The 16,477-nt window shown below is 45.6% G+C and carries 13 protein-coding genes; 3 read left to right on the forward strand and 10 right to left on the reverse strand.

Translation table 11 applies throughout. From position 1 onward, the window contains the following. Positions 1-5: 5 nt before the first annotated feature. From FZC78_RS08770 to FZC78_RS08805, 6 genes are all read right to left on the reverse strand, one after another. The gene (locus FZC78_RS08770; protein ID WP_148939318.1) at positions 6-635 is read right to left on the reverse strand and encodes a TetR/AcrR family transcriptional regulator; all 630 of its coding nucleotides are present in this window, start codon (positions 633-635) and stop codon (positions 6-8) included. A 285-nt stretch (positions 636-920) separates the two neighbouring features. After that, positions 921-2,060: an acyl-CoA dehydrogenase gene (locus FZC78_RS08780; protein WP_148939319.1), complete on the reverse strand. Its 1,140-nt coding sequence runs from the start codon at positions 2,058-2,060 to the stop codon at positions 921-923. 93 nt (positions 2,061-2,153) lie between these two features. After that, complete coding sequence (locus FZC78_RS08785) at positions 2,154-3,290, reverse strand: acyl-CoA dehydrogenase (protein ID WP_148939320.1); 1,137 nt, start codon at positions 3,288-3,290, stop codon at positions 2,154-2,156. A gap of 472 nt (positions 3,291-3,762) precedes the next feature. After that, positions 3,763-4,614, reverse strand: coding sequence for a 3-hydroxybutyryl-CoA dehydrogenase (locus tag FZC78_RS08795; RefSeq protein ID WP_148939322.1), 852 nt, complete (start codon positions 4,612-4,614; stop codon positions 3,763-3,765). Positions 4,615-4,824: 210 nt separating this feature from the next. Next, entirely contained in the window at positions 4,825-6,012 is a 1,188-nt protein-coding gene (locus FZC78_RS08800) for an acetyl-CoA C-acetyltransferase (RefSeq protein ID WP_148939323.1), read from the reverse strand. Positions 6,013-6,267: 255 nt separating this feature from the next. Further along, a complete protein-coding gene (locus FZC78_RS08805) occupies positions 6,268-8,385 on the reverse strand; it encodes a 4Fe-4S dicluster domain-containing protein (RefSeq protein WP_148939324.1) in 2,118 nt (705 codons plus the stop codon). Positions 8,386-9,083: 698 nt separating this feature from the next. On the opposite strand from FZC78_RS08805, the gene cls reads away from it, so the two are divergent. The 3 genes from cls to FZC78_RS08820 are packed head-to-tail and all read left to right on the forward strand — an operon-like array spanning position 9,084 to position 11,963. Continuing rightward, on the forward strand, positions 9,084-10,286 hold the full coding sequence (cls, locus tag FZC78_RS08810) for a cardiolipin synthase (RefSeq protein ID WP_148939325.1): 1,203 nt from the start codon (positions 9,084-9,086) through the stop codon (positions 10,284-10,286). A 45-nt stretch (positions 10,287-10,331) separates the two neighbouring features. Beyond that, positions 10,332-11,285, forward strand: coding sequence for a UV DNA damage repair endonuclease UvsE (uvsE, locus tag FZC78_RS08815; RefSeq protein WP_148939326.1), 954 nt, complete (start codon positions 10,332-10,334; stop codon positions 11,283-11,285). Positions 11,286-11,300: 15 nt separating this feature from the next. After that, a complete protein-coding gene (locus tag FZC78_RS08820; RefSeq protein WP_148939327.1) occupies positions 11,301-11,963 on the forward strand; it encodes an adenine nucleotide alpha hydrolase in 663 nt (220 codons plus the stop codon). 469 nt (positions 11,964-12,432) lie between these two features. On the opposite strand, the gene FZC78_RS08830 is transcribed toward FZC78_RS08820, so the two are convergent. The 4 genes from FZC78_RS08830 to speB form a co-directional block, all read right to left on the reverse strand. Beyond that, a complete protein-coding gene (locus FZC78_RS08830) occupies positions 12,433-12,612 on the reverse strand; it encodes a XapX domain-containing protein (protein ID WP_148939523.1) in 180 nt (59 codons plus the stop codon). Between the two features lie 337 nt (positions 12,613-12,949). Continuing rightward, the gene (gene argS, locus FZC78_RS08840; RefSeq protein WP_148939328.1) at positions 12,950-14,620 is read right to left on the reverse strand and encodes an arginine--tRNA ligase; all 1,671 of its coding nucleotides are present in this window, start codon (positions 14,618-14,620) and stop codon (positions 12,950-12,952) included. Further along, positions 14,620-15,078, reverse strand: a complete 459-nt coding sequence (locus tag FZC78_RS08845; protein WP_148939329.1) for a DUF1934 domain-containing protein — start codon at positions 15,076-15,078, stop codon at positions 14,620-14,622. The genes argS and FZC78_RS08845 overlap by 1 nt, the downstream gene beginning before the upstream one ends. A gap of 461 nt (positions 15,079-15,539) precedes the next feature. After that, entirely contained in the window at positions 15,540-16,412 is an 873-nt protein-coding gene (speB, locus tag FZC78_RS08850; RefSeq protein ID WP_148939330.1) for an agmatinase, read from the reverse strand. Positions 16,413-16,477 lie beyond the last annotated feature (65 nt).

Genomic DNA, 16,477 nt, shown 5'->3' on the forward strand with positions numbered 1-16,477 from the left:
AGAGCCTAGTCTAAAAAGCCGTTAATTCCCGAAAACAGCAGATCAGTCTGAAGCTCGATATACTTTTCCAATGAATATTTTTTCTGAAGCGCCCAGCGGCGGAATCCCCACATCTGCCCCTGGACGAAAATATTCTGTGCCAGCATGTGAATCCTGTCTTCATCCAGTGCCAGCTCGCCATTTTCACAGCATTTTTTGATCAGGGCCTCAAACATCCCGACCATTTCAAGCTCTTTTTGCAGGACATACGGAAGGGCGTCCTTAGACAGTGATTTAGCCTCCTGGTACATGACCAGCACTTCATCCTGCAGACTGTCCATGACCCGGAAATAGTGATCGATGCCAAGCTTCAGGCTGACAAGCGTCCCCTGATCTGTATCCATTCCCTGCAGCTGTAACCGAACCTGCTCGTAAATGCTGTCACAAACCAGGTAAAGGACGTCTTCCTTGGTCCTGATATATTCGTACAGTGTGCCGATGCTGAACCCGGCTGCTTTGGCAATCTCTCTGGTTGTTGTTCGGTGAAACCCCTTTAATTTAAAAAGCGAGACTGCTCCGCGGATCATTTCGTCCCGCCTTTTTTCGACAAGCCGTTCATCTTTGACAGAAGCATGAACTTCCCTCTTCTTATTCACATTAACCGACCGCCTTTATTTGACCACCTTTTCTCCCTTAATACCAAAAGTGGAAGCGCCTTGATCAGCCCCGACAGGCAAATGTTCCTGAGAGAAAAAAAGGCGGTTTTCCTTTTATTCTCTCAGGGTTATTTGACCCGGAGGGGCTAGGCGCTGGAACTAGACGTCACATTTTTTCCCGTTAGATTCCACACCTTCCACTCCAATTAACACATATTAATAAAAAGTTGAAAAATTTTCATTGGCACCTATAGAAAACGTCCAACATCTTGCAAATTAAAGAAATTATTTCGTCACCATACGGGAAATGACTAGACGCTGGATTTCTTGGGTTCCTTCATAAATCTGCGTAATTTTCGCATCGCGCATATAACGCTCAACTGGGTAATCCTTTGTATAGCCGTAGCCTCCGAAAATCTGAACTGCTTCTGTTGTCACCTTCATAGCCGTATCTCCGGCCATCAACTTGGACATCGCAGATTCTTTTCCATAAGGAAGTCCTTCTGACTCAAGCCATGCTGCCTGGTATGTCAGTAAGCGGGAAGCTTCGATGCCTGTTGCCATATCCGCGATTTTGAATGAGATTCCCTGATTTGCTGCAATCGGCTTTCCGAACTGTTCACGTTCTTTGGCATAGGCGATGGAAGCATCAAGTGCACCCTGCGCGATTCCGACTGCCTGGGCTGCGATTCCGTTACGCCCTCCATCAAGCGTCATCATAGCAATTTTGAAGCCCTCTCCTTCCTGTCCTAAGAGGTTTTCTTTTGGCACGCGGCAGTTATCGAACACAATTTCCGTTGTTGGTGAAGAACGGATTCCGAGTTTCTTTTCTTTCTTGCCTACTGAGAAACCTTCAAAGCCGCTTTCAACAATGAACGCTGATGTTCCTCTTTGTTTTTGAGAAGGATCCGTCAATGCAAATACCACATAAATATCAGCGATACCTCCATTAGTAATGAAGATTTTTGATCCGTTTAAAATATAATCGTCACCGTCAAGCTTGGCAGTCGTTTTCATTCCTCCTGCATCGGATCCTGAAGCTGGTTCAGTCAGACCGTAGCCGCCGATTTTTTCACCCTGCGCCATGGGTTTAAGGTACTTCTGCTTCTGCTCCTCATTACCGAATTTAAAGATCGGCCACCCAGCCAAGGAAGTATGAGCTGATAATGTTACGCCTGTAGAAGCACATACTCTTGAAAGCTCCTCAACCGCGATGCAATAAGCAAGGTAGTCACTGCCGATTCCACCGTACTCTTCCGGCCAGGGAATCCCTGTCAGACCAAGCTCCGCCATCTTATCGAAAAGCTCTCTGTCAAAGCGCTCCTCCTCGTCACGTTCTGCAGCAGTCGGTTCCACTTCATTCTTTGCGAAGTCACGCACCATTTTGCGGATCATTTCATGTTCTTCTGATAGTTTGAAATTCATTTCTCTTCCCCCGTTTGTCTGATTATTAGGTAGTAGTTCTAGTTTTGGAGCTTAGACAGCCTCTTTTAGTGCTTTAGTGTGTTAATGTGCTATTTATTTCAAGAGATGTTTGCTGATGACGACTCGTTGGATTTCGCTTGTTCCCTCGTAGATTTCAGTTACTTTGGCATCACGGAAAAGTCGTTCTACCGGATACTCTTCTGTGTAGCCGTATCCGCCGTACACCTGGATCGCTTCGGTTGTTACATCTACAGCTGCTTTAGAGGCGAAAAGCTTTGCGACCGATGCTTCTCTTCCGCAGTTCAAACCTTCACTTCTCATATTGGCCGCCCGGTAGACCAGCAGTTTGGCCGCTTCCACGCTCGTTGCCATGTCTGCAAGCTTAAACCCGATTCCCTGCTGGGCTGCAATCGGTTTTCCAAATTGAACTCGTTCTTTCGCATAGGAGGTTGAATGCTCCAGGGCTGCCTCAGCGATTCCTAACGCTTGTGCAGCGATGCCGATACGGCCGACATCCAGGTTGGCCATCGCAATCTTGAACCCTTTCCCTTCTTCTCCTAAAAGGTTTTCCGCCGGAACTTTCATATCTTCAAACGTAAGCTGCACTGTTCTGGAACCGTGGAGCCCCATCTTTTTTTCATCTTTTCCGATGATGAGTCCAGGTGTATCTTTTTCAACAATAAACGCTGAAACCCCGCGCCCGCCTTTATCCGGATCAGTCGAAGCAAAGACTATGTATACATCCGCCTCGCCTCCGTTTGTGATAAAAACCTTAGAGCCATTGATCACATAATGATCGTCTTTTTTCACCGCCCGTGATTTCAGGCTTCCCGCATCAGACCCCGCACTCGGTTCTGTCAGGCAGAAAGCTCCGAGGTACTCTCCGGATGCCAGCTTTGTCACATACTTCTGTTTTTGCTCCTCGGTCCCGAAGTAAAGGATCGGGTTGGTTCCGACCGATGTATGCACTGACAGGATGACCCCGACCGTTGCACTTACCTTCGACAATTCATGGATGGCACTGATATACGAAGTGAAATCCATTTCAGATCCGCCGTATTTCTCAGGAATCGTTATTCCCATCAAGCCGAGGTCGGCCATTTTTTTGAGAATCTCCCTGGGAAACTCTCCCGCTTCCATTCTTTCAACAAACGGTGCGATTTCTGTCTGCGCGAAATCGCGGACCATCTTTCTCATCATTTGCTGTTCTTCTGTGAACCGTAAATCCATTCTGTTTTCCTCCCCGATGTTTGTACAAGTGGTGCCGGGTTTTTAGTCCGGCTTTTTTTGGCTCTGTTAGTTAATATTGTTGTTATTAGATGTTTTGGTTTCATACCAATTAAGAACCAAAAGAATGGGAGTTAATCAATTTGCTGGTCCCCAATTAATGCTATTGTGAATCTACCCAGTGTTTGTATAGAAAAATTGATTCTTCCAATTTACAATGGATTCTCATTTCCTCCAGATATGTTGACTGGAGCGGAGGGTGTTCGACCTCCTGCGGGACTAGCGGGACAGGTGAGACCCCGGAAGCGAAGCTGAGGAGGCTCAGCGCCCGCCCCGCGGAGTCGTACACCCGGAGTGGAAGTCAACATACCCTTTGAAAAACAACAACACTCTTTAACAGAGCCTTTTTTTTAAAAAAACCTGTTTAGTATTCATTACTGCTATATAAGGTAGCCAAAGCCTTCAATTCCAAAAGTTACTTGTAACTGTAGAAGCCTCTGCCTGTCTTCCTGCCAAGCCAGCCTGCTTTTACATACTTGCGGAGCAGCGGACACGGACGGTATTTATCATCGCCGAACCCTTCATGCAGGGTTTCCATGATGTAGAGGCAAGTATCAAGGCCGATGAAATCTGCCAGTGTGATCGGTCCCATTGGGTGATTCATCCCAAGCTTCATCACTTCATCGATGGCCTCTTTCGTAGCGACCCCTTCATAAAGTGTGTAAATTGCTTCATTGATCATCGGCATTAATACCCGGTTAGAAACAAATCCAGGGAAATCTTCCACTTCGACGCCGACTTTATTCAATGTTTTCGTCATTTCCTCGATCTCTTGATATACTTCATCCGTTGTAGCAAGGCCGCGGATGATCTCCACCAACTTCATCACAGGTACCGGATTCATGAAATGCATTCCGATTACTTTTTGCGGTCTGCTTGTCGCGGCTGCCACCTCCGTTATGGGAAGTGATGAAGTGTTAGTCGCCAGGATGGCATGTTCAGGAGCAATTTCATCGAGCTGTTTAAAAATCTTTGTCTTGATTTCCATGTTTTCAACAGCGGCTTCTATTACAAGGTCGACATCGCCTGCGTCATTAAGATCGGTTGACTGAGTAAGATTCGCCAGCACCTTATCTTTCTCTTCTTCTGTCATTCTTCCTTTTTCTACAGAACGGGAAAGGTTCTTCGTGATGACACCCATCCCTCTTTGTACTAACTCCTCTTTCAAGTCGTTCAGTTTTACTTTGAATCCAGCCTGGGCACAGACTTGGGCGATTCCAGAGCCCATTTGTCCCGCTCCCACTACCATTACTTTTTTGATACTCATGTATTTGTTCTCCCCTTTGTTTGGAACTTGAGTGGTGATTTTGTTGTTTGTGTCAGCGGTTTTGAATGTTTATCGGCGATTACAGGCTGTTTATCGGCGTTTTTTTATTTTTATCGGCGAAAATCAGACAGTTATCGGCGATTTTTAGAATTTATCGGCCAAGCGACATAATCCGACACCGACATCGCCCTATCCAGCACACCGCTATGCCTACTTCTTCGGCACCTCGATCATGATGGCATCTCCTTGGCCGCCGCCGGAGCAGATGGAAGCAATCCCGATTCCGCCTCCGCGTCTCTTCAGTTCGTAGGCAAGTGTCAAAATGATCCGGGCACCACTGGCTCCGATTGGGTGGCCGATAGCAACGGCACCTCCGTTGACATTCACTTTATTTTCATCAAGGTTGGCGATTTTACCGCTTGTTAAGGCAACTGCGGCAAATGCTTCATTTATCTCGAATAAATCAATTTCTTCAAGTTGTTTTCCTGTCTTTTTCAATAATTCATTGATGACTAATCCTGGAGTCTGCGGGAAATCTTCCGCTTCCAATGCTATAGCCGTATGGCCGAGGATGTAAGCTAACGGTTCCTTTCCTTCTTTAGAGGCACGTTCTTCACTCATCAGGACCATAGCGGCAGCTCCATCATTTACTCCTGGTGCATTGCCGGCTGTAATCGTTCCATCTGAGCCAAAAACAGGGGACAGTTTGGATAGTTTTTCTGTAGATGTGTCTTTTCGTGGTGCTTCGTCCTGGCTTATCGTAACTGGCTCACCCTTGCGCTGAGGCACTTCAACTGAAATTATTTCTTCGGAAAGCCTTCCCTCATCAGCAGCCTTTACTGCAAATTCGTGGCTTCGCTTAGCCCAGCGGTCCTGTTCTTCACGGGAAATATCAAACTCTTTTGCCGTGCTGTTTCCGTATGTGCCCATGTGAACCTTATTGAAACTGCAAGTCAGTCCGTCATGCACCATCAAATCTTTCACTTGTGAATCACCCATGCGCATTCCCCAGCGCGCTTTCGGTAAAATGTAAGGAGCATTGGACATGGATTCCATTCCTCCGGCTACAATCACTTCACCATCCCCAGCACGGATGATTTGATCAGCCATTGTCACACTTCTCATGCCGGAAGCACATACTTTATTGATCGTTTCGGTCCGTACATTCCAAGGAAGATCTGCATGGCGTGCAGCCTGGCGGGAAGGGAGCTGTCCTTGTCCGCCTTGAAGAACCGACCCAAGAATGAGCTCTTCTACTTCGCTTCCTTCGACACCAGCTCTTTTCAACGCTTCTTTTATCGCAAATCCTCCCAGCTCAGATGCTGTAAAAGAACTCAAACTTCCACCAAACTTACCAAAAGGTGTACGAGCACCATCAAGAATGACTGTTTTCCCCATTTCTATCTCTCCTTTTCTATCAATCTATAATTTTCTCACAATTGATACCGCTTACAAAAATTTCGACTGAACGCTCGCTCAAGGCCAGCAAGTAAAGAAAGGGCCTGGCAGCCATAACATCGAATCGATACTATCCGGGACCAGACCCTTTTTATTCTAAATTCTAACTACCTTTTGTAAGCCTTTACCATTCTATTCTAAATTAAAAATAGTATGAATGGAACAACTAACCTGAAAATTATTACTATTTGCTCATCAGGAAGCAATTGTTGTATCACTCGGATTGCCGCAGACCGCTTTTTCAAGAAGTTCCGCCACATCCAGCGTTGATACATTATCTTCAACTTCCTTCGCTTTCGTACCATCTGACAGCATGGTCAGGCAGTAAGGACATCCTGAACTGATAACGGAAGGATTGGTTTCAAGCGCCTGTTCAGTCCTAGCAACATTGACACGGTGGCCCTTGTCTTCTTCCATCCACATCAAGCCGCCGCCGGCACCGCAGCACATTCCGTTTTGTCTGTTTCGTTCCATTTCAACGAGGCTGACGCCTGAGATCGCTTTAAGGATTTCACGCGGCGGGTCATAGACTTCGTTGTATCTGCCAAGGTAGCAGGAGTCATGGAACGTGATCGTTTCATTAACTTCATATTGAGGCTTCAAGCGTCCTTCTCTCACAAGCTCGGCCAGCACCTCCGTGTGATGATACACTTCTGCTTCGAGGCCAAAGTCCGGATACTCATTTTTGAAAATGTTATAAGCATGCGGGTCAATCGTGATGATTTTCTTCACTTCGTTCTTTTCGAATTCCGCAATGTTGCTTGTCGCAAGTTCCTGGAATAAGAATTCGTTACCCAATCGGCGCGGTGTATCCCCGGAGTTTTTCTCTTTATTTCCAAGGATTGCGAATTTCACATCCGCTTCGTTTAAAAGTTTTGCAAATGAAAGGGCGATTTTTTGGCTTCGATTATCGAAAGAGCCCATTGAACCCACCCAGAACAAGTATTCAAACTCTTCTCCGGCTTTCTTCATTTCCTTCACAGTCGGGATGTGAACATCTTCACGTCCCTCACGCCAGTTTTCACGCTCTTTGCGGTTAAGTCCCCAAGGATTTCCCTGGCGTTCGATATTCTGCATCGCACGCTGGGCGTCCGCATCCATTTTACCTTCAGTCAGTACAAGATAACGGCGAAGGTCAATGATTTTATCAACATGTTCGTTCATTACCGGACATTGATCTTCACAGTTACGGCAAGTAGTACAAGCCCAGATTTCTTCTTCTGTGATAACATCTCCGATAAGGCTCGGGCTGTACTCAAGTGAAGCTGCTGCTTCTTCAGCACCCTGCCCGGCAGAAGCCATTGCCAGCTGGTTTCCTTTTGTATGATTGAATGCCATCGTTGGAACCCAAGGTTTTTTCGATGTAACCGCCGCCCCATGGTTCGTTAAATGGTCACGAAGCTTAACGATCAAATCCATCGGTGACAGCATTTTGCCTGTGCCGGTAGCCGGACACATATTCGTACAGCGGCCGCACTCCACACACGCATAGAAATCGATCATCTGCAGCTGATTGAATTCTTCAATTTTTCCTACACCGAAGCTTTCAGCTGATTCATCTTCAAAATCAATCGGACGCAGTTTCCCCGGATTGTCCAAACGCTGAAAATAAGTATTAGCCGGACCGGCAATCAAGTGAGCATGCTTGGACTGCGGAACATACACAAGGAATGCGAGCAGGAACAGCAAGTGAATCCACCAGGATACATAGAAAATGACGATGGAAGCTGTTTCACCAATCCAGCCAAGTCCTCCGGCAATTAATGACGCTACAGGTTCAGACCATCCCAGTTCATGCTCGTGCCAGATCAGCCCCATACCGTTTCCGACAAGTACAGAAAGCATCAATCCGCCGATGAACAGCAGGACAAGCCCGGATTTGAATCCTCTCTTCAATCTGACAAGCTTCTCAACGTAACGGCGGTGGAAAGCCCACACAACCGCAACAAGGATCATCAATGTAACGATCTCCTGGAAGAACGTGAATCCCGGATACAGCGGGCCTAATGGCAGATGAGATCCCGGAGCCAGTCCCTTCCAAATGAAATCGATTGCCCCGAACTGCACCAAGATAAAGCCATAGAAAAACATGACGTGGATAATTCCGCTCTTTTTATCCTTTAAGAGCTTTTTCTGTCCAAAAACGTTAACAGCAATATTCTTCATTCTTTCTTTCACATTATTGTCGAACTCAGTCTTTTTCCCCAGCTTAATAAACTCGATCCTTGTCTTGACAACATATACAAACAAACCGACAGCGTAAGCGGTTACAAGAATGAATGCAATCCAGTTAATCCATAACAAAACATCCATCTTTCAGACTCCCCCTCTTCTTCGTGATTTCTTATCCCTTTGCCGCAAAATTTTAAAAGGAATTAATATTCAGAATGTTCCCTACTCCCATTATATACTGAATGAGCATTCAGTCAATGATTTTCCTGCTGTTTTTTTGTCAATAATTTACGAGCTGAGTACAGCAAACCTTGTTACTTAGAGGATATGAAAGTTGATTTCCGCTACAGGTGTGCGACTCCGATCAACACAGCATATATTAGCCCAAAATAAGCTTTTGTAAGTAAGCTTATTACCTCAGGACATATGAGCCTTACTACTACAGCTGATTTGCAGCTCCCTAGAACTAGATCTGTGATTCAACACCTGACCTTATGAAATTCTACTATTTTCATTAACACAGCACCGGCACCTCTTCGTACATACCTCCACCCAATTGACTCTGCTTAAGCACAAAAATCTTTCTTTCAAATTAATCCGTTCTCACTCCCCTTTTATGTTACTCAACCCAATCTTCCCCAAGAAAGCTGCAGAACTCCTAGCATGTTTCTCAATTCTGAAACGAGCTCTTATCTTACATTACAAAGTCAACGAAATTTTTTTCGCCTTTATTGTTGCTTTCCCTTCCACATACGTTTGCAACAAGCTTATAAAGGGGAAAAGATGAATAAAGGATAATTGGACATACTAATCCTTATCAGTAATGAAAGAGTGATACTATGTGGATTTTAACCATTTTTATTATATTGGCGGCCATCGTACTGTGGTGCATATTGGACTTTCACTTTGGAAGGAAAGCTTTTGTCAGGACAGCCTATAGGCGTGATTACCAAAAGAGGCAAAGTGATATGGAGCTTATATCAACTGGGCCTGCTTTTTTTAAAAGGTTGTTTGCTGATATAAAAGAAGCGACTTCCTCCATTCACTGCCTCTTCTATATCGTTGAGAATGACCATTTGGGACGGCAGTTTTTTGACCTGCTTAAGCAGAAAGCCAAAGAAGGCGTGGAAGTACGGCTTTTGATGGACCGGGTCGGAAGTTTCAAAATTAAAAAGAAAATGGTAAATGAATTGCAGGATAATGGCATAGCTGTTTACTTTGCCGAAAAGCCGAAGCTTCCTTACCTTTTCTTCTCTACTCAGCAAAGGAACCATCGGAAAATTACCGTTTTAGATGGAAAAATTGGATACCTTGGGGGTTATAATGTCGGCAAAGCCTATATCGATGAGGACCCCAAGCTTTCTCCCTGGAGAGATTATCACATGAGAATCATTGGAGAAGGAACGTCTGATCTCCAAAGGGAGTTTGGCGTGGATTGGAAGCGGGCAACCGGCGAGGACATCATCAATAAGCCCGACTATTTTCCTTCAGATTTGAAAAAAGGCGCTATGGAACACCGCTTCTTTCCTTCAGAAGGATTCAAGATTGAAAGCCAGTTTGTTGAGTTCATAAGCACAGCCAAAAAATCGATTTTCATCGGCACTCCCTACTTTATTCCTTCCGAGGAAGTGATGGATGCGCTGATCAAGGCATTGAACCGCGGAATAAAAATTACGATTGTAAGTCCTGAAAAACCCGATCATCCCTTGGTCAAGGAAGCTTCATTTAAATATTTCCGAAAACTAATCCCCTTAGGCGCAGATATCTTTCACTATCAGACCGGCTTTTATCATTCAAAATTAATTATTCTCGATGATGAATTCTGCGACATTGGAACCGCAAATTTTGACCTAAGGAGCTTTTACGTAAATCTGGAGCTGAATAACTTCACGTATACCCAATCCTTTGTTGATGAAGTACGCCGTGAAGTCCAGAAGGATATCGAAGGATCAAAAAAAGTTTCATTGAATGAGCTTAATTCTGTCAGCATATTCACCAGATTTAAAGAAGGACTCGCTTCTCTGGTTTCGATATTATTATAATAACCCTCCAATAGTGAGGGTGAATTTTTTTCCGGGAGTGAAACGATGCAGCTACGACTTGGATTTGTTGCCAATGCCCTGTCCCTATGGGATGCAAGCCCCTCCAAGACGATGACATTCAAGAGATACGGGGAGCTTTCAGAAGAGGAACGGAATAGGAAGCTCCTTGAGGTGACATCAGCAAACTTGGAACACACGAAAAGGATTCTTTATTATCTGGCTTCACATGAAATCCCCCTTTATCGGATGTCGAGCTCCATGGTTCCGCTGGCCACGCATCCTGAGGTCAAATGGGATTTCGTTTCTCCTTTTAAAGAAGAGTGGAAGGAACTTGGCCGCTTAATCAAGAAGTTCAATATACGGACCAGCTACCATCCAAACCAATTTACCTTGTTTACAAGCCCTAAGGAATCTGTGACGGATAATGCGGTCGAGGATATGGTCTTTCACTACAAAATGCTTGAAGCCATGGACGTTCACGAGCAGTCGCTGATCAACATACATATCGGCGGAACCTATGGCAATAAGGAAGAAGCCTTGGCCCGGTTTCATCAAAACCTGCAAAAGCTTCCTTCTCATGTTAAAGAAATCATGACCCTTGAGAATGATGATAAAACCTATACTGTCGAGGAAACCCTCGAAGTGTGTGAAAAAGAAGGGATCCCTATGATTCTCGATGTCCATCATCATCAAGCAAATCAAAGCTCTGAGCCGCTGCAAACGTATTTACCGAGAATTTTCGACACATGGAAACACCGGGATCTCCGCCCGAAAATCCATGTGTCCTCACCTAAATCTGAAAAAGCTTTCCGTTCCCATGCGGATAATGTGGATATCGACTTCGTTCTGTCTTACTTGAAGATGTTGAAAGAGCTGGATGAGGACACCGATATCATGATTGAAGCGAAGAATAAAGATATCGCCATGTTGAAATTGACCGAAGATATCGCAAAAATCCGCGGAGTGAAAAGAGTAGGCGGCGGCACCTTGAATTGGTAACAGAAAGGATACGATATGAAAAAGAATATTTGCTTATCGTGGAGCGGCGGACGCGACAGCATGGTCATGCTCGACCGTCTCCACTACTCCCCAGAATGGAACCCTGCCAGGCTGTTGACCACACTGGCAGAAGAAGAACAACGGGTCATGATGCACGATATCCCGCTTCCCCTTCTAAAAAAACAGTCAGAAGCTCTGAACCTTCCCCTGCTTCCGGTATTAATGAAACAGGGAGCCGGCAATGAAGAATACGAAGCTGGCATGAGCTCCGCATTGGGATCACTTAGTGCCCAGGTAATTCAAGCGGTGGCTTTCGGCGATATCTATCTAAAAGATATTAGAGCATACCGGGAAAGTCAGATGAGTCAAACTCAGCTGGAACCCGTTTTTCCTCTATGGGGAGATACGACCTCAAACTTAAGCCGGGAGTTCATTGAAAAAGGCTACAAAGCCATTTTAATCTGTGTGGACGAATCCCAGCTCGACCCCTCTTTCCTCGGCCGGGAATACGATGAAGACCTGCTGCGTGATCTGCCAAGCAGTGTCGACCCCTGCGGAGAAAACGGCGAATTCCATACATTTGTCTATGATGGCCCGCTGTTTAAGAAGCCAGTCGAATTCAACAAGCTAGAAACCATCAAAAAGTTTGAAAGGTTTCATTATTTGCATGTTGAATAAAAAGCGGAAAGGCCCTGATCAGCCCCGACAGGCAAATGTTCCAAAGAGAAAAAAAGGCGGGCTTTCCTTTTATTCTCTTTGGGTTATTTGACCCCGAGGGGCTGGGCCTTGGAGCTGGATTGACTAAAAAGCGGAAGCGGCCGTTCAGCGCCGTACAGATTTATGGGATCTCGCATGAGATAAAGGAAACACGACGAACGCAGTGAGTCGATGTTGACTTATCGCAAGGAGAGAGACCAAAATCTGCTAGGCGCTGGCCGCTGGAGCTGGATTGACTAAAAAGCGGAAATGCCCTGATCAGCCCCGACAGGCAAATGTTCCATAGCGAAAAATATAGTCGAACCCCCCGGCGGAATCATCTGCCGGGGGGTTTTGGTATCAAGGGAGAAATCTTTGCTGCATCTCGGCTTGGCCTGATCAGCTTTTGGAATTGCTCCCATTATTGAGGAAGGCTTCTCCCGCCTGCCACTTATTTCATCATCGACTCAATCATCGGCTGTGCCCAGGCGTACACTTTAAAGCCAAGGTAAATACCGATGATTCCTGCCACCCCAGCAAAAGCCGGCGGTGCCGGGATCGGCAGTTTAAAAAGAGCAAATATGAAGCCGACAATAAAGCCTGTTAATATTGCTAATAATACTGTTTTCATCATGAAACCTCCATCGTTGTCTATGTTCCTAGGTTACCCAATGAAGGGCAAACTATTTTCCATATAACAGATCCGTATCATGGTGTGATTTCATGGTGCTATAAAAAGCGCAAGCGCCCTGATCAGCCCCGACAGGCAAATGTTCCCCGGAGAAAAAAAGGCGGGCTTTCCTTTTATTCTCCGGGGGTTATTTGACCCCGAGGGGCTGGGCGCTGGAGCTGGATTCAGAAATACACTTCCTAATTTTCGAATTGAAAATTTTATACTTTCTATCTTTAAAAAAAGACGGTGAAGCACGCTCTTCAGCCGTCTTTTTTTATAAGTTGTATGTTGGCTATTACATCTTATCTGGAGCAGACACGCCTATTAGTTTCAGCGCGTTTTTCATTGTGATGCGCACCGCTTTGATCAAGGACAAGCGGGCTTTCGTCAATTCCGGATTCTCCATATCCAACACCTTCTCTGCATTGTAGAAGCTGTGGAATGTGGATGCCAGCTCATTGATATAGTTAGCGATGCGGTGCGGTGTCCGCTTTTCAGCAGCATCCGCAACGATTCCCGGGAAATCTCCCAGTTTTTTCAGCAGCTCGATTGTTTTTTCAGCTTTCAGAAGGGAGTGGTCCGCACCCTCTTCAAAACTGATTCCCTGTTCTTCCGCCTGGCGCAGGATACTGCAAATGCGGGCATGAGCGTATTGCGCATAATACACAGGATTTTCATTCGACTGGGACACAGCAAGGTCAAGGTCGAAATCCATATGGGTATCGGCACTTCTCATCGCAAAGAAGTAACGTACTGCATCAAGGCCTACTTCTTCCACCAGGTCACGCATCGTCACAGCCTTTCCTGTACGTTTGCTCATCTTCATTTTTTCACCGTTTTTAAACAAGTGGACAAGCTGAATCACTTCAACCTCTAATTGATCACGGTTATAGCCAAGCGCCTCAATAGCCGCCTTCATCCGTGGAATGTATCCGTGATGGTCAGCTCCCCAGATATTGATCAAAATATCATGTCCACGCTCGAACTTATCGCGGTGGTAAGAGATATCCGGTGTCAAATAAGTGTACGTACCATCATTCTTGATCAGCACGCGGTCCTTATCATCGCCCAATTCAGTGGAGCGGAACCAGGTTGCACCGCCTTCTTCAAATACATGATTGTTGTCTCTGAGTGCTTTTAAAGCATCATCGATTTTGCCATTTTCATAAAGCGATGTTTCAGAGTACCAGACATCAAACGGCACACGAAAATCTTCTAGATCTTTTTTTAATTTCTCCATTTCATATTTCAAGCCGTACTCACGGAAAAATGTATAGCGCTCTTCTTCAGGAGATTCGATATATTTATCACCGAATTCTTCCGCCAGCTTTTTCCCGATGCCGACAATATCAACACCCTGGTAGCCGTCTTCAGGAACCGCCTTGTCATGGCCCACTGCCTGGAAATAACGCGCTTCAACAGATAATGCCAGATTGTGGATCTGATTACCAGCATCATTGATATAGTACTCACGGGTTACTTTATAGCCTGCCTTATCAAGCACATTGCACAGGGAGTCACCAACAGAAGCTCCGCGGGCATGTCCAAGGTGCAAATCACCAGTCGGGTTGGCCGAAACAAACTCGACGTTGATTCTTTCTCCTTTGCCTGCCTCTGACCGTCCGTACTCATCCCCGGCTTGCAAAACGTTTGCGACCAATTCTGTCAGATACTCATTTCTCATGAAAAAATTGATGAATCCAGGGCCGGCAATATCGATTTTTTCAATCGATGCTTCTCCCTGATCGATATTCGCCGCAATCTCATCCGCAATCATTCGCGGAGCTTTCTTCGCGACACGTGCAAGTTGCATCGCCATGTTAGTCGAGTAATCTCCATGTGACTTTTCCTTTGGTGTTTCCAAAATAACATCAGGCAGTTGATCTTCCGTCGCCAGTCCCGCTTTCAGGACCGCCGCTCTGATCTCTGATTTTAATTTCTCTTGTACTTTTTCTGCGATATTCATTACTCTCTTCCTTCCTCCTTGTACGAAATATTCATCTCATACTTTCCAACCGGGTTTCCCTGCATAAATAACTGATAGGCCAATCTTATTTCACCGTGGTTCCGGGTTCTATCCGCAGTGTGTGTCAATTTAGATGTTTTTGTCGTGATCATCAACGTTCCAAGCTGGCTTTCATAAGAGCCGGCCAGCTCTTCGTCCTCCTTGAAAACCATCCTCATCTTCACCGCTCCGCTGCGCAAGATCAAAGCTTCTTCGCCTTGTTTCATCTTGACGATTGTATGTATCGTTCCTTCTTCTTGAACTTCATCATATTTCAGGAAAAATGAATCTCCTTTTTCATAGTATCTGCCATCTGAGAACAATTCAAAAGAGTCTATTTCCTCACCATGCTGTATGCGGGTTTTCAAGTGAATTTTGACCTCAGTCTGTTCAATTCCTCCACCTTTCAAACCTCTCACATCCTTTGTAAAATTTGGCTCGCCCTAAACGTACGTCCTTAACCCATTAAGTATATGAACAATCGGTTAAAATTGCAATGAAACGGGCGGAATTCGGTTATTTCTGATACTTTCCAAGTGGCTGCAGCGCTTCTGAAACGGGTCTGGCTTCTCCAACGTGATTGCTTCACCTTTGACTCGATTTAGAGTTCTATCAGCCACTTGGGCGTTCTATCAACGAAATAAGGGATTCTATCGACGAAAAATGGTCTTCTTCTTCTATCAACGAAATCTGCTTTCCTATCGGCGAATAGGCTTTTCCCTCAGCGCTGTGCCGCTTCATTACCCTCTTGGACAGACGTCAATCAACCGATCGGCCCAATCGACAATTCCTGACAAACTCCGGGTGGTGACTGTCACCCAAACAAAAAAACTGCCCCAATGAATCCATGACTCTCCAGGGCAGTTACAAATCTAAAGTATTATTTCACCCAGCCAAGCATCATTTCACGGATGAGCTTGCTGGCGGTGTTGGCTGTTTGTTCGGATGCGTCATAGATTGGGGCCACTTCAACAAGGTCGGCTCCTACTACATTCACTTCTGAACGGGCAATTTCATGGATGGAGGCCAGAAGTTCACGGGAGGTGATTCCACCTGCATCAACCGTGCCTGTTCCTGGCGCATGCGCAGGATCAAGAACATCGATGTCAATCGTTACATATACCGGACGTCCTGCGAGCGTTGGCAAGATTTCTTTTAACGGCTCCAGCACTTCAAACTTGGATATATGCATGCCGTTCTCCTTCGCCCATTGAAACTCTTCTTTCATGCCGGAACGGATTCCGAAAGAGTATACGTTATGGGGTCCGATATGCTCGGCGATTTTCCTGATTGGCGTAGAGTGTGACAATGGCTCGCCTTCATAATTCTCTCGAAGGTCTGTATGGGCATCAAAATGAATGATGGCCAAATCATTGTGTTTTTTATAAACAGCTTTCATGACAGGCCATGATACCAGATGTTCGCCGCCCATGCCAAACGGAATTTTGTTATCCTTCATCAGGCCATCGATGTAATCTTCAATAATATCGATGCTTTTCTGCGGATTCCCGAAAGGAAGCGGGATGTCCCCGGCATCGTAATACTTGATTTCTTCAAGTTCCCTGTCCAGGTACGGGCTGTATTCTTCCAGGCCGATCGACACTTCGCGGATACGGGCTGGGCCGAAACGGGAACCAGGACGGTAGCTGACCGTCCAATCCATCGGCATGCCGTACAGCACAATTTGGCAGTCTTCATAGGATGGATGGCTGCCGATAAACACATTACCAGAATAAGCTTCATCAAAGCGCATTTTTTTCACTCCTTTAAAAATTTGTTAGGTTAAATGCAGATCCTATTAATCAGTACGGCGCTGAA

Origin of the sequence: Rossellomorea vietnamensis, from assembly GCF_008180415.1 — a bacterium.
In the GTDB taxonomy this organism is placed as follows: domain Bacteria; phylum Bacillota; class Bacilli; order Bacillales; family Bacillaceae_B; genus Rossellomorea; species Rossellomorea vietnamensis_C.